Here is a 20,533-nt window from a genome sequence, read left to right on the forward strand (position 1 = left end):
GTGGACATCATCGACCGATGACGTCGGGTTCGCCTCGCCAGCGTCCGGTCGAGGCGGCCGGTGCGCTCGTCTGGCGCGAGCGCCGCGGCGTGCTCGAGGTCGTCGTCGTCCACCGGCCCAAGTACGACGACTGGTCCTGGCCCAAGGGCAAGCTCGACCCGGGCGAGGGCGTCGCCGCCGCGGCGGTGCGCGAGGTCGAGGAGGAGACGGGGCTGGCCATCGTGCTCGGCGCCCCGCTCCCCACGCTGCGCTACCGCACCGGCGACGGCGGGACCAAGCGGGTGCAGTACTGGTCGGCACGGGTCGCCCGCAAGAGCGACGCCCCCGCCCTCGCCGCCCGGCCGCCGGTCAGCCCGGCGGGCGACGACGAGATCGACGCGGTGCGGTGGGTGAGCGTGGACAAGGCGCGACGCATGCTGACCCGGGCGACCGACGTCGAGCCGCTCGAGGCGCTGCTCGCCCTGCACGCCAAGCAGCGACTGATGACGGACGTGCTGGTCATCGCGCGCCACGGGCGCGCCAAGCGGCGGTCGGCCTGGAAGGGCGGCGAGACCGACCGACCGCTGACCGGCACCGGGCGCGCCCAGGCGCGGGCCCTGGTGCCGGTGCTCGCGGCGTTCGGCGTGCTCGACGTCGTCACCAGTCGGTGGGAGCGGTGCGCGGCCACCATCCAGCCGTACGCCGACGCCGCCGGCCTGGTCCCGGGCGCCCGGGCGTACCTCACCGAGGCCGAGCACGAGCGATCCCCGAGCCGGGTGGCGGGCGGGGTGCACCGGCTGCTGGAGCGCCGTCGGGACGTGGTCCTGTGCACGCACCGTCCGGTCCTGCCCACGGTGCTGGACGTGCTCGGCCAGCACTCCCCGCGGCCGGTCGCCGACGCCCTGCCCGGTGCCGACCCGTACCTGAAGACCGGGGAGGTGCTGGTCGCGCACGTGGCGCACACCGCCCAGGGCCCCCGGGTCATCGCCGTCGAGCAGCACCGGCCGCCGGCCGAGTGACGGCGGCGGCCGGGCGCGTGACGCCGGTCGCCGGCGCCGCGGCGCACGCCGCCCCGGGCTGGCACCACGCGCACCGGCGCCTACACTGGTCGGGCGACGTCGGGCCGCGTTAGCCCCGGGCTCCACACAAAGCCGCCTCGAGCGGCCTTCGCGCCGACAGGCGCTTCTGCGGTCCGGCGTCGCCCTTCACCGTCCCGCGCTGTTCACCCTCGCGTGGTGTGACGGTCACCTCAGGCGACCTGCGGACGTTGCGTGTTCACTGTCCGGCTGCCCTAGCCTGTGTCCGACCCGCCCCCCTCCCCTCGGAGTCCTCACGTGCGCCTGCGCCTGACACCGCGCGACACCTCGTTCTTCGACCTGTTCGCCGCGTCGGCGCAGCACCTGGTCACCGGCGCGAACCTCCTCGCCGAGCTGCTCGGCGCGGACCGTGCGGGCCGCAAGGAGATCGCCAAGCGGATGAGCGACGTCGAGCACCTCGCGGACGAGGCGACGCACTCGGTCATGCGGCGGCTCAACCAGACGTTCGTCACGCCGTTCGACCGCGACGACATCTACGCGCTGGCCTCGAACCTCGACGACTGCATGGACCACATGGAGGAGGCGGCCGACCTCATCGTGCTGTACCGGCTCGAGGAGCTGCCCGCGCGCGTCGCGGACCAGGTGCACGTGCTGCAGCGCGCCGCCGAGCTCACCGCGGACGCGATGCCGCGGCTGCGCGCGATGTCCGGCCTCGAGGAGTACTGGGTCGAGGTCAACCGGCTGGAGAACCAGGCCGACAAGGCGCACCGCAAGCTGCTCGCGCACCTGTTCGACGAGGTCGCCGACCCGATCCTGCTGATGAAGCTCAAGGAGGTCGTGGAGAAGCTCGAGGACGCGGCCGACGCCTTCGAGAAGGTGGCGAACACGGTCGAGACCATCGCGCTCAAGGAGTCCTGAGCACCGGTGGAGATCGTCCTCGTCGTCGTCGTCGTCGCCTTCGCCCTCGGGTTCGACTACACGAACGGCTTCCACGACGCTGCCAACGCGATCGCGACCTCGGTCTCGACCCGCGCCCTGACCCCCCGCGTCGCGCTGCTGATGGCGGCGGTGTTCAACCTGGTGGGCGCGCTGCTGGGCACGGAGGTCGCGCAGACCATCGGGTCGGGCATCATCGAGGTCGCCCCGGACGCCGGCACCCACGGTCTGGCGATCGTGCTCGCCGGCCTGATCGGGGCCATCACCTGGAACCTCATCACCTGGTGGTTGGGACTGCCGTCGTCGTCGACGCACGCCCTCATCGGCGGTCTGACCGGCGCGGGCGTGGCCTCGGCGACCACCGTGCACTGGGACGTCATCCTCGACAAGGTCGTCCTGCCGATGATCCTGTCGCCGCTGATCGGGTTCGGGCTGGCGTACGCGCTGATGGTCGCCGTGCTGTGGATCTTCCGCAACGCCGCACCGGCCCGTGCGCAGCGGCGCTTCCGGATCGCGCAGACGGCGTCGGCCGCGGCCATGTCGCTGGGGCACGGGCTGCAGGACGCCCAGAAGACGATGGGGGTCATCGTGCTCGCGCTGGTGGCCGGCGGGCTGCACGAGGGCGACGAGATCCCGCTGTGGGTCAAGCTCTCGGCGGCCACCGCGATCTCGCTGGGCACGTACGCCGGCGGGTGGCGGATCATGCGCACCCTGGGCCGCAAGATCATCGAGCTGGACCCCGCCCGCGGCTTCGTCGCCGAGTCCGTCGCCGCCTCGGTGCTCTACACGACCGCGTTCGCGTTCGCGGCGCCGGTCTCCACGACCCACACGATCACCTCGGCGATCATGGGGGTCGGCGCCACCAAGCGGCTGTCCGCCGTGCGCTGGGGGGTGGCCCGGAACATCGGCCTGGCGTGGGTGCTGACCATCCCGATGGCCGCCGCGGTCGCCGCGCTGATGTACCTGGTGCTGGGCCCGCTGCTGGGCTGACCTACTCCAGCCGGTCGGCGCGCCACAGGGACGCCGCCTGCTCGAGCTCCTCCGCGGTCCGCACCAGCGAGCCCGCCCCGCGGGTCAGCCGGAGCGCCGCCTCGGCGTCGCGGTCCTCGACGTAGTCGGCATCGAACGCGGCACCGGTCGCGAGCACCCGGCAGAACGCCGCGCCGCGCTCGAGGGCGACCGCGAGGTCACCCGCGTAGACGCCCGACAGCACGGCGTCGACCACCTGGCGCAGCTCGGCCGGCCCGGGCGCCTCGGCGACCCCGGCCACGGCGACGTGCACGGGCGCCGCGGTGACCCCCATCCGGAACCGCTCGGCCAGCGTCTGCGGGTCGCGGCGGACCCACTCGCGGACCACGTACAGGCGCCACAGCGCACCGGGCAGCGTGTCCGGCGGGCTGTCGGCCCACATCGCGGCGACGACGTCGAGGCCCTCCGCCTCGACCAGGCGGATCAGCCGCTCGACCACCTCGGGGTCGTCCATGGCGCGGGCCTGGTGCACCAGGGCGCCCGCGGTCGTGTGCGCGAGCTCGGCGCGGACGGCGGGGTCGATGTCGCCAGGCAGCTCGTCGGCCTGCCGGGGGTCGAGCATCGCGGGACGGCGGGGTCTTCTCGGCGCGCTGTCGTGGTCACTCACCACCCCAGTGTGGACACCGCCCGTCCCACCCGCACCGTGGGGATGTGCGTGACGGCGGTCACCACGGCGGACCGTTGCCGTCTGCAACGACCGGGCATACAGTTGCTCCAAGCAACTACCGGAGGTGACGCGATGGTGTCCGCGCACGTGGCCCTCATCGGGGCCATCGAGGACATGGCCCGGGCTCAGCGCGAGTCCGGCGCCTGGCTGTCCCGTGAGCTCGAGTGCGGCCGGGGCGGGCTCGCCGTCGTCCGGCTGCTCGGTGGCGGTCCCCGCCAGGTCGGCGAGCTCGCCCACGCGCTGCGCGTGGACGTGTCCGTCGCCAGCCGCCACGTCGCCGGGCTGGTCGAGGCGGGGATCGTCGAGCGCGACGTCCCCGCCGCCGACCGGCGCACCCGCACCGTCGCTCTCACCGACGCCGGCCGCGAGCTCGCGGCGCGCTCCTCGCAGGCCGCCCTCGACCTGGCCGCGAGCGTCTTCGGGGACTGGTCCGAGGACGACGTCGCCGCCGCCGCCGCGCAGATCCGCCGGGTGGCGACCGCCATCGGGTCGCACCACCACGCGGCCGCCGGTACCGCCGGGTCCGGTCCCCCGCCGGACCGGCCGCCTGCGCACCCGCCCGGCCCGCAGCCGGCACCCCACGTCACATCCGCACCGTCCCCGGAACGAGAGATCGCATGACCACCGCCGCACCACCCGCCCGCCCCGCCATGTCGCACCGGCAGGTCCTCGAGGCCCTCTCCGGGATCCTGCTCGGGATGTTCGTCTCCATCCTGGCCACGAGCGTCGTCTCGTCCTCGCTGCCCCGGATCATCTCCGACCTCGACGGCACGCAGTCCGCCTTCACCTGGGTCGTCACCGCGACCCTGCTCACCACCACGATCTCCACGCCCGTGTGGGGCAAGCTCGCCGACCTCGTCGACCGCAAGCTGCTCATCCAGGTCGCGCTGGTGATCTCCGTGGTGTCCTCCGCGGTCGCCGGCTTCTCGGAGTCCACCGCGATGCTCATCACGATGCGCGCCTTCCAGGGCCTGGGCGCCGGCGGGCTGACCGCGCTGGGCACGGTGCTGATCGCCGACATCATCTCCCCGCGCGAGCGTGGCCGGTACATGGGGCTCATGGGAGCCGTCATGGGGATCGGCATGGTCGGCGGGCCGCTGCTCGGCGGGGTCATCACCGACGGCCCCGGCTGGCGGTGGAACTTCTTCGTCGGCGTCCCGTTCGCGGTCGCGGCCATCATCGTCCTGCAGCGCACGCTCAAGCTCCCGCCGCTGCGGCGCCGCAAGGTGCAGATCGACTACGCCGGTGCGCTGCTGCTCTCCGCCGGCATCTCGGCCCTCCTGCTGTGGGTCACCTTCGCGGGCACCGACTTCGAGTGGGCGTCGTGGCAGACGGTCGCCTTCCTCGCCGGCTCCGCCGCGCTGCTCGCGCTCGCCGTGTGGGTCGAGTCGCGCGCCGCCGAGCCGATCCTGCCGCTGCACCTGTTCCGCAACCGCACGCTCGTCCTGGCGGTCGTCGCGAGCGTCGCCGTCGGCGTCGGCCTGTTCGGCACGTCGGTGTTCCTCAGCCAGTACATGCAGATCGCCCGGGACAAGACCCCGACCCAGTCCGGCCTGCTGACCATCCCGATGATCCTCGGGCTGCTCGTCTCCTCGACGCTCAGCGGCCGCATCATCTCCCGCACCGGGCGCTACAAGCGCTACATGGTCGCGGGGGCCATCACCCTCACCGTCGGCCTGGCGCTGATGGGCACCATCCGCTACGACACGAGCTTCGTGCTGGTCAGCCTGTACATGGCGATCCTCGGGGCGGGCGTCGGCATGCTCATGCAGAACCTCGTGCTCGCGACCCAGAACACCCTGGACCACCGCGAGATGGGCAGCGGCACCGCCGTGGTCGCCTTCTTCCGCACGCTCGGTGGCGCGGTCGGCGTCTCGGCCCTCGGGGCGGTGCTCGGCTCACGGATCAGCACGCTGCTGCTGCGTGGCCTGACGGAGGTCGGCGTGGACCCGGCGGCGCTGGGCGGCGACACGACCGCCGTCCCCGACGTCTCCACCCTGCCGGAGCCCGTGCGCTCCGTGGTCGAGGCCGCGTTCGGGGAGGGCATCGCCGACCTGTTCCTGATCGCGGCCCCGCTCGGTCTGGTGACCCTCGTCGCGGTGCTGCTGCTCAAGGAGGTCCCGCTCGGCACGCGCTCCGGCGCCGAGCAGCGGATGGCCGACGACGCCCTGGCTCGCGAGGGCAGCACCGCCCAGGCGACGCTGGACACGATGCCGCGCGCCTGACCGCCCCGCCTGGTTCCGCGGCAGCGCGGACGACACCGGCGGTGGACCCCTCACGGGTCCACCGCCGGACCCGTCCGCGCTGACAGGATGAGCCGGTGACCGACATCAACGCACGCGTCGAACGCGAGCTCGGCGTGCTGCTGCGACGCGCGCACGCGTCCTCCAACACCGTCGCGACCCGGGTGCACCCGGACCTCGACGCCGCCGCCTACCCGCTGCTGGTCTGGATCGCCCGGACGCCCGGGGTTCGGGGCAGCGAGCTCGCCGACCAGGTCGGCGTCGGCCGCGCGACCATCTCGCGGCAGGTCAAGCGCCTGGAGACCCTGGGACTGCTCACCCGCCGGACCGACCCGGCCGACTCCCGCGGCCAGCTGCTGGAGCTCACCGACGAGGGCACCCGCCGGCTGGCCGAGGCGCAGGGCGCCCGCCGGGAGTGGCTGCGCGCGGCGCTGGCGTCCTGGAGCGAGGGCGAGATCGAGACCCTGGCGACCACGCTCGAGCGGCTGAACTCCACGCTGGACGAGGTCAGGCGCCGGGACTGACGCCGTCCGTCGAGGGGGTGGCGCCGGGCGTGGCCGCGGCCGTGGACGCCCCGAGGGGCAGCGTCGCGGCGAACGTGGTGCCCTCGCCCACCGTGCTGCGCACGGCGAGCTCGCCGCCGTGGGCGGTGACGATGGCCTGGGTGACGGTCAGCCCGAGACCGGCTCCGGGGACGGCGTTGCGCGTCGCCGTGGAGGCCCGGAAGAACCGGGAGAACAGCTGGTCGAGCTCGGCCGCCGGGATCCCCATGCCCGTGTCGCTGACCGCGACCGTCGCGGTCCCGCCGTCGTCGTCCGCGCCCTGCCCCTCGCCCTGTCGCGCGCTCGGCCCCTCGACGTGCCGGACGGTGAGATCGACGACGACGCGCCCGTCCCGCGGCGTGAACTTCACCGCGTTGGACACCAGGTTGTCCAGCGCCTGGCCGAGCCGGACGGCGTCACCCTGCAGCATCACCGGCACCTCCGTGCCGGTCGCTCCCAGGACGACGCCGGCGGTCGCGGCACCCGGCCGCGCGGACTCCACCGCGGCCAGGACAAGCGCCGCGAGGTCGACCGGCTGCCGTACGAGGGTGAAGCGGCCGGCCTCCACCTGCGCCGTGAACAGCAGGTCGCCGACCAGCCGCAGCAGCCGCGAGGCGTTGCGCTCGATGACGTCGAGGTACTGGCGCTGCTCCGCGGTCAGGTCGCCGTCCTCGGTGATCAGCTCCAGGTACCCCAGGATCGAGCTGAGCGGTGTGCGCAGCTCGTGGCTGATGAGGCTGACGAACTCGTCCTTGAGCCGGGCCGCCTCCCGTTCCTCGCTCATGTCCGTGGCGACGAAGATGTAGCCCACGGTCGCCCCGGCCGGGTCCAGCCGCCGGGTGACCGCGACGCGCACCACCACGTCGCTGCCGTCGGCGCGCACGTAGGACCAGTCCCGCACGTCCGAGCCCCCCGTGTACGCCTGGCCCACGAGCGCGCCGAACACCCCGACGTCCGCGGCGTCGCCGCCGGCCGAGGCGAGCTCCGCGCGCCGCTCGGCAAGCTGTTCCGGCAGGTGCAGGTCGGTGATCCGCAGGCGGCCGACGACGTCGAGGGGCGTCCAGCCGAGCAGCCGCTCGGCGCCGGGGTTGAACAGGTCGATCACGCCCCGGGGGTCGGTGCCGATGATCGCCTGCTCGGTGGCGGCGTCGATCACGCCGGCGAACAGGTCCCGGGCCCGCAGCACCTCCTGCGTGCGCGTCACCAGCTCCTCAGCGGCCTTCTCGCTGCGCTCGCGCAGCTGCACCTCGGTCGTCCGCAGGGCGTCCAGCGCCTGCACCTCGGCGCGACGGCGTTCGGTGATCGCGTTCACGGTGAGTCCCACCACGAGCACCACGAGGGCGGCGTACAGGCCGCGCAGCCCCTCCACCGTCGAGCCCGGGCCGCCGTCGGCCACGGCGGGGACCTCCACGATGACCGCGGTGGCGAGGGTCGACAGGACGACCCCGCTGCGGCCGCGCTCGGAGGACGCCACCACGACCGGCAGGAACAGCAGGGCGAGGAACGGCGACGACGGCCCACCGGTGCCCTCACGCATCAGCCCGACGGCGAGCAGCTGCAGCGCCGGCAGCACCAGCCGGGCGCCCACCGGCAGCCGACGCCACGGCAACGCCACCGCCAGCACGGCCATCAGCGCCACCGCGGCGACCGCGACCCACACCAGGGACGTGAAGCTGGCCGGGATCCGGAACACGAGCAGGCCGACCACCGACAGCACGAACAGCAGCACGAACGGCACCTGCCGCTGCAGGATCGCGCCGTCGTCCTCCCACATCCGCGACAGGTGCCCCAGCCAGCCGGCGCGCGGACGTGGCTCCTGCGTCACCGGTGGCCGTTGCGCCGCCGTCCCCCCCTGCGCCACCCGTCCGCTCCGCGAGTCGACCCTCAGGTCGACGGCTCGAAGGTCAGCGAGACCGAGTTCATGCAGAACCGGTCCCCCGTGGGCGTCTGCGGCGCGTCGTCGAACACGTGGCCCAGGTGCGAGCCGCAGCGGCTGCAGCGGACCTCCGTGCGGACCATCCCGACGCTGCGGTCCTCGATCAGCTCCACGGCGTCCCCGGCGAGCGGGGAGAAGAAGCTCGGCCAGCCGCAGTGGGAGTCGAACTTGGTGTCCGAGCGGAACAGCTCGTTGCCGCACGCGCGGCACCGGTAGACGCCCTCGCGGTGCTCGTCCAGCAGCTCACCGGTGTAGGGACGCTCCGTCCCCGCCCGGCGCAGGACGGCGAACTCCTGCGGGTCCAGCGCGACCCGCCACTCCTCGTCGGACTTCTCCACCTCGTACGGCATGCGTCCCTCTCCCTCGCGACGTCGCCCAGGATATTCCGGGCGTGCGGCCGTCCGCCCGCCGTGCAGACGACGGAGGGCCGGTCCCGGCGCAACGCGCGAGGACCGGCCCTGTGTTCCATGCCGTCAGCGGGAGCGGCGACGACCCGACGCCGCACCGCGGGACATCTCCACCGCGCCGCTGCGCCCACCGGTGGATGAGGAGTACACCGTCGTCGAGCCGCCCTGCGGCGCGCGGGCGGGACGGCCGCCGGAGCCCGAGCCACCCGAGCGGCCACCGCTCGAGCGCGACGCCTGCCCGCCACCGGACGGGGCACCGGCCGCGCCTGCGCCGGAGTGTCGGCGTCGGCCACCACCACGCGGGCCGCGGGCCGCGCCGGCGGCGCCGCCGGCGCCGGCCGACCTCGGCTGCGGCACGGACACCGGCTCGGCGGCCGGCATCACCACGGGGGCGACCTCGCCGACGAGCGCGGCGGTCACCGGCGAGCCAGGACCGACCCGCTGCGGGGTGACCGTGATCTTCGCCAGCCGGGTCAGCGTCTTCACGTCGCCGGCCTGCTCCGGGAGCATCACGGTGACGACGTCCCCGGCCGAGCCGGCACGTGCGGTGCGGCCCGAGCGGTGCAGGTACGCCTTGTGCTCGGCCGGCGGGTCGACATGGACGACCAGCTCGATGTCGTCGACGTGGATGCCGCGGGCGGCGATGTCCGTCGCGCACAGCACCCGGACGTCACCGGAGGAGAACGCGGCGAGGTTGCGCTCACGCGCGGGCTGGCTGAGGTTCCCGTGCAGGTCGACCGCCGGGATGCCGGCGGCGGTCAGCTGCTTCGCGAGCTTCTTGGCCTGGTGCTTGGTGCGGGTGAACAGCACCCGGCGACCGGTGCCCGAGGCGAGCTCGTTGACGACGAGGCGCTTGGACTCGGCGTCGTGCACGGCGAGCACGTGGTGGGTCATCTTGGCGACGGGCGACTCGGCGGAGTCGACCGAGTGCGTCAGCGGGTTGCTGAGGTACCGCTTGACCAGCTGGTCCACGCCGTTGTCGAGGGTCGCGGAGAACAGCATCCGCTGGCCCTGCTTCGGGGTCTTGTCCATGATCCGCTTGACGCCGGGCAGGAACCCCAGGTCGGCCATGTGGTCGGCCTCGTCGAGCACGGTGATCTCGACGCCGTCCAGCGTGAGCAGCCGCTGGTTGAGCAGGTCCTCGAGCCGGCCGGGGCACGCGACGAGGATGTCGACCCCGCCGTTGAGCGCCGAGACCTGCTTGTTCTGGGACACCCCGCCGAACACCACGGTCAGCGACAGCCGCTCGGCCTTGGCCAGCGGCTCGAGGGTCGCGGCGATCTGGGTCGCGAGCTCCCGGGTCGGCGCGAGCACCAGGCCCCGCGGCCGGGCCGCCTTGCGGGGCGCCTTGGACGCGGCGAGGCGGGCGACCATCGGCAGCGAGAAGGCGAGGGTCTTGCCCGAGCCGGTACGGCCACGGCCGAGGACGTCGCGGCCACCGAGGGTGTCGGGGAGCGTCGCCGTCTGGATGGGGAACGGCTCGGTGATCCCGGACGCGGTCAGCGAGCGGACGAGGGTCTCGGGCACGCCGAGGCTCGAGAAAGAGGGCACGGCAGAAGACATGGAGGTGTTCGCCTTTCCGGCGGTGGTGGGGTCGGGGCTCGCCGCGTGAACTCGCAGGTGCTCCACGACGCTGGGAGGGCGCAGACTCACGCCGCTCCGCCACCGAGTATGCACCATGGGTCGCGCGCGGCCGGTGTGAGTCGGGTCTCCTGCCGGCCCGTACGGTGTCCGGCGTGCCCGTCGAGCTGCTCACCGAGATGTGGCGCCGGGTCACGTCGACCCAGCCGGCCCCGTCGTCGGCGACCGTGCTGGCGACGGCGGCCGTCGCGGCGCTCGTGGTGCTGTGGCCCCCCGCCTGGCGCGTCGCCCGGCACGGCGTCACCCTGGTGCACGAGGCGGGGCACGCCGGTGTCGCGGTCCTCACCGGACGCCGGCTCGCGGGAATCCGGCTGCACTCCGACACCTCCGGCCTGACCACGTCGGTGGGCCGTCCGCGGGGACCGGGCATGGTGCTCACCGCGGCGGCCGGCTACGTCGCCCCGGGGATGCTGGGGCTCGCAGCGGCGTGGGCGACGGCGAACGGGCGCGGGGTCGCGCTGCTGTGGGCCCTGCTGCTGGTGGTCGTGGTGCTCGGCGTCGGCGTCCGCAACCTGTTCGGTCTGTGGTCGGTCCTCGTCACGGGGGTGACCCTCGTCGCGGTGACCTGGTGGGCCCCCACCGTGTGGCAGACGCTCGCGGCGTGCACGGTCAGCTGGTACCTCCTGCTGGGCGCCGTCCGCACCGTGACGGAGCTCGGGCGGACCCGGGCGCGCGGCGCGCGGACGTCGGACGCCGACGTGCTGGCCCGCCTGACGCACGTGCCGGCGATCCTGTGGGTGGGGGTCTTCGGGCTCGTCACGGTGGCCACCGCGGTCCTCGGCGGTGCGGCGCTGACCGGCGCCCGGCCCGCTTAGCCCTCGCCCGCACCGGCGAGGTCCCGGCGCTGGACCTCAGCGCCGATCGTGCGGGAGCTGGGCCTCGGCGGTCATGGACCGGCGTCTGCCCCGGGACTCCGCAGCGACGCTCACCGGCTGCGGACGGTGGTCGACCGGGCGAGCTCGACGGCCGCCTGCCAGTCCGCGCGCTGACCGATCATGAGCCGCAGGCGCAGGACGGCTCGGCGCTGGTTGACGCCCAGGGCGCCGGTCACCCGGTCACCGGTGCGGTAGAGGGCCAGCAGGTCGCCGGTCTCGGCCGAGCCGACGACCGTGACGGCCTCGTCGCTCTCCGGCACCCCGACGAACTGGATGCGGTCGGACACCCAGTCCGACCAGAAGTACGGGACGACGTCGCAGGTCTCGGGCCCACCCGTGGCGACGGCGTTGCGACCGGCGACCGCGCCCTGCTCCGCCGCCGACGTCCAGTGCTCCAGGCGCATCGACCGGTCGAACGTCGGGTTGTGCCACCGGGCGACGTCCCCGGCCGCGTACACGCCCGGGGCGCCGGCGTTGAGCGTCGCGTCGCAGACGACGCCGTCCTCGATCGTCAGGCCTGAGCCGCGGAGCCAGTCCGTCACGGGGGCAGCGCCCACGCCGACGAGCACGACGTCCGCCGGCAGCACCTGGCCGTCGGCCAGCCGTACCGCCTCCACGGTGTCCCGGCCGATCACGGCCTCGACCAGCGCGCCGCACCGCACGTCGATGCCGTGCCGGACGTGCAGACCACCGAGCGCCTCGCCCATCGCCGGACCCACCGCCCGCACGAGGGGCACGTCGGCAGCCTCCAGCACGGTGACGTGCGCGCCGAGGTGCAACGCCGAGCAGGCGAACTCCGAGCCGATGAAGCCCGCGCCGATGACGACGACGCGGCTCCCCGGGCGTATCGCCGAGCGCAGGGCGACGGCGTCGGCATGGCTGCGCAGCGTGTGCACGCCGGCCGGCCCGTGCATCCCCGGCAGCAGTCGGGCGGTCGAACCGGTGGCGATCACCAGCCCGGCGTAGGGCAGCTCCTGGTCACCGACCGTCACGGTCCTCGTGGCCGGGTCCACCGCGGTGGCGGTCTCACCGAGCCGGAGGTCGACGTCGAGCTCGTCGCGCAGGCTGTCCGCGGTGCGCAGGTACTTCAGGGCGGCGCTCTCGGTCAGGAACTTCTTGGACAGCGGAGGACGGTCGTACGGCGCATCGGACTCGGACCCCAGGAGCGTCACGGGCCCGGCGAAGCCGGTGCGTCGAGCGGCCTCGACAGCACGCACCCCGGCCAGGCCGGCCCCGACGACCACGAGCCCGGCCGTGCTCATCCGAGCAGGCGCAGGGCTTGCTCCGGGCACTGGTTGACGGCGTTCTCGACGTCCGAGCGGTCGGCCTCGTCGAGCGACGGGGCGACGACCTGTGCCTTGCCGTCGTCGTCGACCTCGAAGATGTGCGGAGCAAGAGCCTCACACACCCCGTGCCCGACGCAGGCGGCGGCGTCGATGCGCACCTCCATGTGAACCTCCTTCATGGCGAGCCTTGCCGGCACGCTGGTCGAGCCGACGTCCCGGCAGACGCGACGACGGGCGCCGCACGCACGGCGACGGCTCCGCACGATAACCGAAACGCCTCTCCGGGGACGGCGGCGCCCAGAGGCTCCGAGCAGCGGGCAGGAGGTGCACGTCGGGCCGTGCCACCTGGCCCGACCTCGCTCCGGATCACCTCTGCAGGTCGGGCATCAGCTCGCTCTGCAGCGCCGCGAGGTCCACCCCCGGCGACGCGCACGTCGATCTGGTCGGCGATGGACGCCTGGAGCTCGGCGGCGACGTCGCCCCGGGACGCCTCGGGCACCCGGCGCACCACGGCGTGCGGCTGACGATCGGTCAGCGTGGCACTCAGGACGGCACGGCGAGGGCATGACCGGCGGGACGGGTGGAGCAGAGCTTCCGGGGCCGCGACTCGTCGGTGTCCCACCTGCTCGAGAGCAACCGCTGCTCCAGGCGGCGCAGTCAGCACCGGTGTCCGCCCCGGCATCGGCGACGGCCGCCGACCATGTCACCCACCACGCGGGGAAGCGACGCCACCCGGCCGGCGTCCGTCAGCTCGCGGCCGCGTCACCCCGACCGGACGCCCGGCGACGGGCGAGGTGGCGACCGAGGAGCCCCACCGCGAGCACGGCGGCGGCCGCGAGGGCGCCGGACGGCGGCAGCGTGACCGCCAGGACGAGGCAGCCGACCAGCCCGACGACGTGCAGGGCGCGTGGCCACCGCCGCTCGCGGCCGCGCTGGGTCAGCGCGGCCGCGTTCGCGACCCCGTAGTACAGGAGCACCCCGAACGAGGAGAACCCCAGCAGCGTCCGGACGTCGGCGACCAGGACGAGGGCGATCACGGCGACGCCGACGGCGCGCTCGGCCAGGTGCGGCACGCGCGACCGCGGGTGCACCGCGGCGAGGCGGCGCGGCAGGTCGCCCTCCTGCGCCATCGCGAACGTGGTCCGGCCGACCCCGGCGACCAGCCCCAGCAGCGCCCCCAGGCACGCGGCGGCGGCACCCACCCGCACCAGCGGCGCCAGCTCCGGCCGGCCCGCCGCCGTGACGACGTCGACCAGCGGCGCGGTCGACGTCGCGAGCCCGGCGGGCCCCACGACCGCGAGCGCCACCACCGCGACCAGCGCGTAGACGACCAGCACAGCGCCCAGCGCGATGCCGATCGCGCGCGGGATGGTGCGGCGCGGGTCGCGGACCTCACCCCCGAGCGTCGCGATGCGCGCGTATCCCGCCATCGCGAAGAAGAGCAGCCCGGCCGACCGGAGCACCTCGAGCACGGACGCATCGCCCGCGTCCGTCCCGGCGCCGGCGGCGAGGGCCGTCCGTGGTCCGTCGAGCGCCGCGACGCCCGCCACCACCACGGCAGCCAGCACCACGGTCGTGACCGCGACCAGCACGCGCGTCACCCCGGCGGTGCGGGTGATACCGCGCTCGTTGACCGCGACCAGCACCACGACCGCCGCGACGGCCACCGGGCGCTGCCAGTCCGGCAGCACGTACGCGGCGAAGGTCATCGCCATCGCCGCGCACGACGCCGTCTTGCCGAGCACGAAGCACCACCCCGCGGCGTACCCCCACCACGGCCCGAGCCGCTCGCGGCCGTACCGGTAGGCGCCCCCCGACGTCGGCATGACGGCCGCGAGCTGCGCGGTCGACATGGCGTTGGCGTACGCCACGACCGCGGCGATCGCGAGCCCGACCAGCAGGGCCGGCCCGGCCGACGCCGCCGCGGGCGCGAGCACCGCGAACACCCCGGCACCGAGCATCGACCCGACCCCCAGCACGACGGCGTCGGCCAGACCGAGGCGGCGGTCGAGCCCCGGCGCCGGGACGGCGGGGTCGGTGGCGGGCACGTCGCCGAGGATAGGCCGCGGCGCCCCACCGGCCGGCGCACCGGCCGGCGCAGCATGCCGCACCCGCGGACCGCCCCCGGCGAGCGCGCTCGCCTAACGTGAGCGGATGCCCCCCCGCCCCAGGCCCGCCGGGACCGCCTCGGCGCTCGCCCTCGCCGCGCTGCTCGGCGCGGCCGGCGTCACGCACCTGCGCCGTCCGGACCTCTACGACCGGCTGATCCCGCGATGGCTCGGGCCGCCCCGGCCGTGGGTGCTGGGCAGCGGCGTCGCCGAGCTCGCCTGCGCCGCCGCGGTCGCCCACCCCGCGACCCGCCGGACGGGCGCCCTCGCCACCGCGGCGCTGTTCGTCGCGGTCTTCCCGGGCAACGTGCAGATGGCCCTGGACGCCCGCCCCGGCGCGCGGTCGCCGGCCCGCCGGCCGGCCGTCGCGTGGGGACGGCTCCCGCTGCAGGTACCGCTCGTGATGTGGGCGTGGCGCACGGCCGCCGCCGTTCACCGGACGGTCGGCGAGTCGCCGTCGCCCGGTGGGGTGGACCTCCCCCGAGGCGTGGGTGCGGCGCACTAGCCTGCGGCGGTGAACCACGACCACGACACGCTCCCGGCGGCGGCACCGGTCCCCTCCCCCACCCGGCGGGACGTCACGGCCTGGGCGCTGTGGGACTGGGGCTCGGCGGCCTTCAACGCCGTCATCACGACCTTCGTGTTCACCCGGTGGCTGACCAGCGACGCCTTCGTCGACCCGGCCACCGCCGCGGCCGCGGCCGCGGAGGCCGGCGGCGACGGGCCCGCCACCGCGGCGCTGGACGCCGTGCTGGCCCAGCACTCCGCGTGGCTGGGCTGGGGCCTGACCGTCGCGGGTCTGGCCATCGCCCTGCTGGCCCCGGTCATCGGGGCCCGGTCCGACGACGCCGGCCGGCGGCGCCGCTGGCTCGCGGTGCACACCGCGATCACGGTCGCGATCTGCGCCGCGATGTTCCTCGTCCGGCCGGACCCGGCGTCGCTGACCGGGAACCTGCTGCTCGGCATCGTGCTGCTGGGCACCGCCAACGTCTTCTTCGAGCTCGCGAGCGTGAACTACAACGCGATGCTGTCGCAGGTGTCGACGCCGGCCACCCGGGGGCGGGTCAGCGGCATCGGCTGGGGCGCCGGCTACATCGGCGGCATCGTGCTGCTGCTCATCCTGTTCGTCGGCTTCATCGACCCCGAGGTGGGCTGGTTCGGCGTGACCGGCGACGACGGGCTGGACATCCGGCTCTCGGTGCTGCTGGCGGCCGTGTGGTTCGGGGTGTTCGCCGTCCCCGTGCTGCTCGCGGTGCCCGAGGCCCCACCCAACGAGCGCCGCCCGCGGACCGGCGTCGTGGCGTCCTACCGGCGCCTGGTCGCCGACATCGCCGGGCTGTGGCGCCACCAGCGTGCGACGCTGTACTTCCTGCTCGCGAGCGCCGTCTACCGCGACGGCCTAGCCGGGGTCTTCACGTTCGGCGCCGTCATCGCCTCGGGCACGTTCGGCTTCAGCGCGAGCGAGGTCGTGCTGTTCGCCATCGCCGCGAACGTCGTCGCGGGGGTCTCCACCATCGTGGCCGGGTACCTGGACGACCGGGTCGGGCCCAAGGCGATCATCGTGACCGCCCTGGTCGGGCTGCTGGTCGCCGCTGCGGCGGTCTTCGTCCTGCACGACGGCGGCCAGACCGTGTTCTGGGTCTTCGGCCTGCTGCTGTGCCTGTTCGTCGGGCCGGCGCAGTCGTGCAGCCGCTCGCTGCTGTCGCGGGTCATCCCGCCCGGCCGGGAGAGCGAGGTGTTCGGCCTGTACGCGACCACCGGCCGTGCGGCGAGCTTCCTGGCCCCGCTGGCCTTCTCGACGTCGGTGGTGGTCTCGGGCTCCCAGCACTGGGGCATCGTCGGGCTCATGCTCGTGATCGGCCTCGGCCTGGCGCTGCTGCTGCCGCTGCGGGTGGGGGCCCGCGGCCCGGCGACGGTGGCGTCGACCACGTGACCGTCCGGCGCAGCCCGTGGACGGACGACCCGCTCGGCCCCGGCTGGGAGCAGAGCACCATCGACCTCGGGGCCGACGCGCAGGGACCGGTGGTCGCCACGCTCGTGCGCCGCGGCCCGGCGGTCACCGCCGCCGCCCACCCGGCCGGCACCACCGACGGCGACGCCGCGCCCCCGCGGCCCGCGGTGCTGTACCTGCACGGCTTCAACGACTACTTCTTCCAGACCCACCTCGCCGACCGGTGCGAGGAGCACGGCTACACCCTGTACGCGCTGGACCTGCGCAAGTGCGGCCGGTCGCTGCGGCCGTGGCAGACGCCGCACTACTGCACGGACCTGCGCGAGTACATCCCCGACCTGGACGCTGCGGCCCGCACGATCCGCGACGAGCTCGGGCACGACCGGCTCGTGGTCATGGGTCACTCCACCGGGGGGCTGCTGGCCGCGCTGTGGGCGCACCGGGTGCGGGACCTCGGCCTCGTCGACGCCGTCGTGCTGAACAGCCCGTGGTTCGACCTCAACGCCCCGTGGTTCAGCCGCGTGGTCTCCACCCGGATCATCGACGCCCTGGGCCCGCTGGACCCGCTGCGGGTGGTGTCCGACGGCGGGTCGCCGTACTCGCGCCGGCTGCACGTCAACCACGGCGGCCGGTGGCAGTACGACCTGCAGCTGAAGGCGGCGGCCGGCATCCCGGCACGCGCGGGCTGGCTGCGGGCGGTCCGCCGCGGGCACGCCCGGCTCGCCCGCGGTCTGGCCATCGCGGCGCCGGTGCTGGTGTGCACCGCGGCCGCCAGCGGGCCGAACTCGGAGGACAACCCCGACCTGGACCGTCAGGACACCGTGCTGGACGTCGACCACATCGCCGCCCGGGCCCCGCTGCTCGGCCCCGACGTCACCCTCGTCCGCGTCGACGGCGGCATCCACGACCTGGCCCTGTCGGACGAGCCGGCGCAGACGGCGTTCTTCACCGCCGTCTTCGACTGGCTCGCCGCGCACCTGCCGGTCAGGCCACCAGCAGGGCAGCGACCCGGGCGCTGAGGTCGCGCACCCGGAACGGCTTGACGACGTACCCGTCCGCGCCGGCAGCCGACCCGGCGCGGACCGCCGCGGGCCCGGCCGCGGCGGTCACCAGCAGCACCCGCACGCCGGCCGTCCGGGGATCGGCACGCAGCGCCGCGCACACCTCGAGGCCGCTCATGCCGGGCATGGCGACGTCGAGCACGAGCAGGTCCGGCAGCCACGTCCGGGCTGCCGCCAGTGCCTCGGTGCCGTCGACCGCCGAGGCGACGACGTCGTGGCCCGCGCGCCGCACCGCGATCTCCACGAGCAGCCGCTGGTCGCCGTCGTCGTCGGCGACCACGACGCGACGCTGGGGGCGCGGGCGCGCACCGGGCCAGCCCCCGAGGGGGCCTCCCACGACGGTCCCGACCACGAGGGTCCCGCCCGTCGGCGCCCCGGCGTGCACCGCGGGCACGGCCGGGCCGGTGACCGTCGGCAGGGCGGCACGGGTCGGCATGCAGGTCCTCGGCGTCGGTGGGGCCGGGCCCCGGCGGGGGCTCGGACGTCTCGGCCCGCCCATCGGCCGGCCGGCGCCCGGCGTGAGGCGCGGCCGGGTGCGACGTGGTGGCCGGGCGCACTGGGGCGCTCGGGCCGCGGGCCGCCGCGGGCTGTCGGCGCGGGCGCCGACCACGGCGGTGTGCCCGGGCGCCGCGCCGATCGGGGAAGATGGCACCCGACCCGCCGTCGGCGCGGGCGGGCCGAGGGGGAGCGCGTGCACGACGACGAGCGAGGCAGCGGCTCCCCCGTGGACGCCGGCCGGGTCCTCGGCGAGCTGGCCATCGCCGCCGCCGGGATCGGCACCTTCGACTGGGACCTCGACACCGGCGTGCTCACCTGGGACGACCAGCTGCTGGAGCTGTTCGGCTACGACCGCAACACGTTCGACAGCACCATCGAGGCGTTCGACGCCGCCGTCCACCCCGGCGACCGGGCCCGCGTCACCCACGCCCTGCAGACGGCGATCGCGACCTGCGGCGACTACGCCGCCGAGTACCGGGTCGTGCTGCCCGACGGCCGCACCCGCTGGGTGGCGGCCAGCGGACGCGCGCTGGGCGACGCGACCGGACGTGCCCACCGCGTGCTCGGCGCCGCGTGGGACACGACCGCCGGCAAGGAGAGCCAGGCACGCGTGGCCCGGGTGCTGGAGGCGATGCCGACCGCCTTCTACTCCCTGGACCGGGACTGGCGGTTCACCTACGTCAACGCCGAGGCGGAGCGGCTGCTGGGCCGGCACCGCGAGGAGCTGCTCGGCGGGGAGATCTGGCAGCTGTTCCCCGCGTCGGTGGCGTCCGACTTCGAGCGGCACTACCGGGCGGCGATGGACAGCGGCCGGCCGGTCACCTTCGAGGCCTACTACCCCGCTCCCCTGGACGGCTGGTACGAGCTGCGGGCATGGCCCGGTGCCGACGGGCTGTCGGTGTACTTCCTCGAGGTCACCCAGCAGCGCCGAGCCCAGCAGGACGCCGAGCGGGCGACCGCGCGTGCCGCGCTGATGGCCCAGGTGACCACCGAGCTGACCCAGACCCTGCAGGGCGGTGAGGCGGTGGCACGGCTGGCCCAGCTGCTGGTCCCGACCCTCGCCGACTGGTGCATCGTCACCCTCGTCGACGACGACGAGGAGGCCGGTGCGCGCCGCGGCATGCGCGACGTCGCCTGGTGGCACGCCGACCCGGACGCGCGGGACACGCTCGAGCGGTACGCGACCCTGCGGCTGGACTCGCTGGTGGGACGCTCGTACCTCGGGCAGGCGCTCCAGACCAGCCGCACCGTGTCCGTCGAGTCGGGCGCGACCGCCGAGATCGGCTCGCTGCTGCACCCGGGGGCGGCCCAGGACGCCCTGCACGCGCTGGCGCCCGAGTCGCTGCACGTGCTGCCGCTGCGTGGGCGGGGCGGCCCGGTCGGCGTGGTCACGCTGGGCCGCGGGGCCGCGCGTGGGTCGCTCGTCGACGACGAGCTGACCACGGCTCAGGAGGTCGCCGGCCGCGCCGGGCTCGCGCTGGACAACTCCCGCCTGTACCGCCAGCAGCGCCGGCTCGCCGAGGGTCTGCAGCGCTCGATGCTCACGGCCCCGCCGGAGCCCGACCACGTCCAGGTCACCGTGCGGTACGAGCCGGCCGCGCAGGCCGCGCAGGTCGGCGGCGACTGGTACGACGCGTTCCTGCAACGGGACGGCGCGACGGTGCTCGTCATCGGCGACGTCGTGGGGCACGACATCGCGGCGGCGGCTGCGATGGGCCAGGTCCGGTCCCTGCTGCGCGGCATCGGCGTGGCGACCGGGCACGGTCCGGCGGAGCTGCTGCACGAGGTGGACCAGGCGCTGCGCACCCTGCAGACCGACACGATCGCCACCGCGGTCGTCGCCCGCGTGGAGCAGACGGCCCAGGAGCGCGAGCGCGGGGTCACCCACATCCGCTGGGCCAACGCCGGGCACCCCCCGCCCATGGTGCTGAACACCGACGGGACGGTCGCCGTGCTCGCCGGGATCCGTCCCGACCCGCTGCTGGGGGTGCTGCCGGACGTGCGCCGCACCGAGTCCCAGGTGTCCCTGGACCGGGGCACCACCGTGCTGCTGTACACCGACGGCCTCATCGAGCGGCGCGACCGGTCCCTGGTGGAGGGCATGGAGGCCCTGCGGGACGCCCTGGTCGAGCTGGGCGACCTGGAGCTGGACGACCTGTGCGACGCGATCCTCGCGCGCATGCTGCCCGACCACCCCGAGGACGACGTCGCCCTGGTCGCCGTGCGCCTGCACCGCCAGGACCGGCTGCGGCCCCCCGAGGCCGGGCCCAACGTGGTGCCGCCCGACGTCCCGGGCAGCCCCGAGATCGTCGACCAGCCCGGCTGAGGCCGGCGGGT

The 20,533-nt window shown here is 75.0% G+C and carries 19 protein-coding genes; 11 read left to right on the forward strand and 8 right to left on the reverse strand.

Translation table 11 applies throughout. The features are described from left to right. Window positions 1–17 precede the first annotated feature (17 nt). From Q0840_RS09780 to Q0840_RS09790, 3 genes are all read left to right on the forward strand, one after another. A complete protein-coding gene (locus Q0840_RS09780) occupies window positions 18–998 on the forward strand; it encodes an NUDIX hydrolase (RefSeq protein WP_298459206.1) in 981 nt (326 codons plus the stop codon). 315 nt (window positions 999–1,313) lie between these two features. Continuing rightward, the gene (locus Q0840_RS09785) at window positions 1,314–1,934 is read left to right on the forward strand and encodes a DUF47 domain-containing protein (protein WP_298459208.1); all 621 of its coding nucleotides are present in this window, start codon (window positions 1,314–1,316) and stop codon (window positions 1,932–1,934) included. A gap of 6 nt (window positions 1,935–1,940) precedes the next feature. Further along, complete coding sequence (locus Q0840_RS09790) at window positions 1,941–2,942, forward strand: inorganic phosphate transporter (protein WP_298459209.1); 1,002 nt, start codon at window positions 1,941–1,943, stop codon at window positions 2,940–2,942. Between the two features lies 1 nt (window position 2,943). Here the strand turns inward: Q0840_RS09790 and Q0840_RS09795 are convergent, their stop codons facing one another. Next, window positions 2,944–3,543, reverse strand: coding sequence for a hypothetical protein (locus Q0840_RS09795; RefSeq protein ID WP_298459358.1), 600 nt, complete (start codon window positions 3,541–3,543; stop codon window positions 2,944–2,946). A gap of 177 nt (window positions 3,544–3,720) precedes the next feature. On the opposite strand from Q0840_RS09795, the gene Q0840_RS09800 reads away from it, so the two are divergent. The 3 genes from Q0840_RS09800 (at window position 3,721) to Q0840_RS09810 (ending at window position 6,415) form a co-directional block, all read left to right on the forward strand. After that, window positions 3,721–4,269: a MarR family winged helix-turn-helix transcriptional regulator gene (locus tag Q0840_RS09800; RefSeq protein ID WP_298459210.1), complete on the forward strand. Its 549-nt coding sequence runs from the start codon at window positions 3,721–3,723 to the stop codon at window positions 4,267–4,269. After that, complete coding sequence (locus Q0840_RS09805) at window positions 4,266–5,873, forward strand: MDR family MFS transporter (RefSeq protein WP_298459211.1); 1,608 nt, start codon at window positions 4,266–4,268, stop codon at window positions 5,871–5,873. Before Q0840_RS09800 ends, Q0840_RS09805 begins: the two co-directional genes overlap by 4 nt. A 95-nt stretch (window positions 5,874–5,968) precedes the next feature. Then, window positions 5,969–6,415, forward strand: a complete 447-nt coding sequence (locus Q0840_RS09810; RefSeq protein WP_298459213.1) for a MarR family winged helix-turn-helix transcriptional regulator — start codon at window positions 5,969–5,971, stop codon at window positions 6,413–6,415. Here the strand turns inward: Q0840_RS09810 and Q0840_RS09815 are convergent. From Q0840_RS09815 to Q0840_RS09825, 3 genes are all read right to left on the reverse strand, one after another. Further along, on the reverse strand, window positions 6,399–8,258 hold the full coding sequence (locus Q0840_RS09815) for a cell wall metabolism sensor histidine kinase WalK (RefSeq protein ID WP_298459215.1): 1,860 nt from the start codon (window positions 8,256–8,258) through the stop codon (window positions 6,399–6,401). The genes Q0840_RS09810 and Q0840_RS09815 overlap by 17 nt on opposite strands. Window positions 8,259–8,317: 59 nt before the next feature. Further along, window positions 8,318–8,719 carry a peptide-methionine (R)-S-oxide reductase MsrB gene (msrB, locus tag Q0840_RS09820; protein ID WP_298459216.1) on the reverse strand — a complete coding sequence of 134 codons (402 nt, stop codon included), beginning with the start codon at window positions 8,717–8,719 and terminating at the stop codon, window positions 8,318–8,320. Window positions 8,720–8,842: 123 nt separating this feature from the next. Further along, entirely contained in the window at window positions 8,843–10,339 is a 1,497-nt protein-coding gene (locus tag Q0840_RS09825; protein ID WP_298459217.1) for a DEAD/DEAH box helicase, read from the reverse strand. Window positions 10,340–10,512: 173 nt separating this feature from the next. On the opposite strand from Q0840_RS09825, the gene Q0840_RS09830 reads away from it, so the two are divergent. Further along, a complete protein-coding gene (locus Q0840_RS09830; protein ID WP_298459219.1) occupies window positions 10,513–11,232 on the forward strand; it encodes a M50 family metallopeptidase in 720 nt (239 codons plus the stop codon). 110 nt (window positions 11,233–11,342) lie between these two features. On the opposite strand, the gene Q0840_RS09835 is transcribed toward Q0840_RS09830, so the two are convergent. From Q0840_RS09835 to Q0840_RS09845, 3 genes are all read right to left on the reverse strand, one after another. Next, window positions 11,343–12,554 (reverse strand): NAD(P)/FAD-dependent oxidoreductase, encoded by a 1,212-nt coding sequence (locus Q0840_RS09835; RefSeq protein WP_298459221.1) that lies wholly within the window; start codon window positions 12,552–12,554, stop codon window positions 11,343–11,345. Further along, complete coding sequence (locus Q0840_RS09840) at window positions 12,551–12,742, reverse strand: ferredoxin (protein WP_298459223.1); 192 nt, start codon at window positions 12,740–12,742, stop codon at window positions 12,551–12,553. The genes Q0840_RS09835 and Q0840_RS09840 overlap by 4 nt, the downstream gene beginning before the upstream one ends. 582 nt (window positions 12,743–13,324) lie before the next feature. Continuing rightward, complete coding sequence (locus Q0840_RS09845; RefSeq protein WP_298459224.1) at window positions 13,325–14,626, reverse strand: APC family permease; 1,302 nt, start codon at window positions 14,624–14,626, stop codon at window positions 13,325–13,327. A gap of 106 nt (window positions 14,627–14,732) precedes the next feature. On the opposite strand from Q0840_RS09845, the gene Q0840_RS09850 reads away from it, so the two are divergent. From Q0840_RS09850 to Q0840_RS09860, 3 genes are read left to right on the forward strand one after another with little or no spacing between them, the layout of a single operon-like run. Further along, window positions 14,733–15,191, forward strand: coding sequence for a MauE/DoxX family redox-associated membrane protein (locus Q0840_RS09850; protein ID WP_298459225.1), 459 nt, complete (start codon window positions 14,733–14,735; stop codon window positions 15,189–15,191). 9 nt (window positions 15,192–15,200) lie between these two features. Continuing rightward, window positions 15,201–16,619, forward strand: a complete 1,419-nt coding sequence (locus tag Q0840_RS09855) for an MFS transporter (protein WP_298459227.1) — start codon at window positions 15,201–15,203, stop codon at window positions 16,617–16,619. Further along, window positions 16,616–17,656 carry an alpha/beta hydrolase gene (locus Q0840_RS09860; protein WP_298459229.1) on the forward strand — a complete coding sequence of 347 codons (1,041 nt, stop codon included), beginning with the start codon at window positions 16,616–16,618 and terminating at the stop codon, window positions 17,654–17,656. Before Q0840_RS09855 ends, Q0840_RS09860 begins: the two co-directional genes overlap by 4 nt. Here the strand turns inward: Q0840_RS09860 and Q0840_RS09865 are convergent. Continuing rightward, complete coding sequence (locus Q0840_RS09865; protein ID WP_298459231.1) at window positions 17,622–18,134, reverse strand: response regulator transcription factor; 513 nt, start codon at window positions 18,132–18,134, stop codon at window positions 17,622–17,624. The two genes, Q0840_RS09860 and Q0840_RS09865, sit on opposite strands and share 35 nt — an antisense overlap. A gap of 255 nt (window positions 18,135–18,389) precedes the next feature. On the opposite strand from Q0840_RS09865, the gene Q0840_RS09870 reads away from it, so the two are divergent. Beyond that, window positions 18,390–20,522 (forward strand): SpoIIE family protein phosphatase, encoded by a 2,133-nt coding sequence (locus Q0840_RS09870; RefSeq protein ID WP_298459232.1) that lies wholly within the window; start codon window positions 18,390–18,392, stop codon window positions 20,520–20,522. Window positions 20,523–20,533: the final 11 nt, after the last annotated feature.

Origin of the sequence: uncultured Cellulomonas sp. (assembly GCF_947494015.1) — a bacterium.
In the GTDB taxonomy this organism is placed as follows: Bacteria; Actinomycetota; Actinomycetes; order Actinomycetales; family Cellulomonadaceae; genus Pengzhenrongella.

What these genes read in the sequence shown, in the direction of transcription:
- msrB (WP_298459216.1), bottom strand. Translation starts at nt 8,719, where the DNA reads ATGCCGTACGAGGTGGAGAAGTCCGACGAGGAGTGGCGGGTCGCGCTG.
- Q0840_RS09835 (WP_298459221.1), bottom strand. Translation starts at nt 12,554, where the DNA reads ATGAGCACGGCCGGGCTCGTGGTCGTCGGGGCCGGCCTGGCCGGGGTG.
- Q0840_RS09780 (WP_298459206.1), top strand. Translation starts at nt 18, where the DNA reads ATGACGTCGGGTTCGCCTCGCCAGCGTCCGGTCGAGGCGGCCGGTGCG.
- Q0840_RS09840 (WP_298459223.1), bottom strand. Translation starts at nt 12,742, where the DNA reads ATGGAGGTGCGCATCGACGCCGCCGCCTGCGTCGGGCACGGGGTGTGT.
- Q0840_RS09805 (WP_298459211.1), top strand. Translation starts at nt 4,266, where the DNA reads ATGACCACCGCCGCACCACCCGCCCGCCCCGCCATGTCGCACCGGCAG.
- Q0840_RS09800 (WP_298459210.1), top strand. Translation starts at nt 3,721, where the DNA reads ATGGTGTCCGCGCACGTGGCCCTCATCGGGGCCATCGAGGACATGGCC.
- Q0840_RS09795 (WP_298459358.1), bottom strand. Translation starts at nt 3,543, where the DNA reads ATGCTCGACCCCCGGCAGGCCGACGAGCTGCCTGGCGACATCGACCCC.
- Q0840_RS09865 (WP_298459231.1), bottom strand. Translation starts at nt 18,134, where the DNA reads ATGCCGACCCGTGCCGCCCTGCCGACGGTCACCGGCCCGGCCGTGCCC.
- Q0840_RS09825 (WP_298459217.1), bottom strand. Translation starts at nt 10,339, where the DNA reads ATGTCTTCTGCCGTGCCCTCTTTCTCGAGCCTCGGCGTGCCCGAGACC.
- Q0840_RS09850 (WP_298459225.1), top strand. Translation starts at nt 14,733, where the DNA reads ATGCCCCCCCGCCCCAGGCCCGCCGGGACCGCCTCGGCGCTCGCCCTC.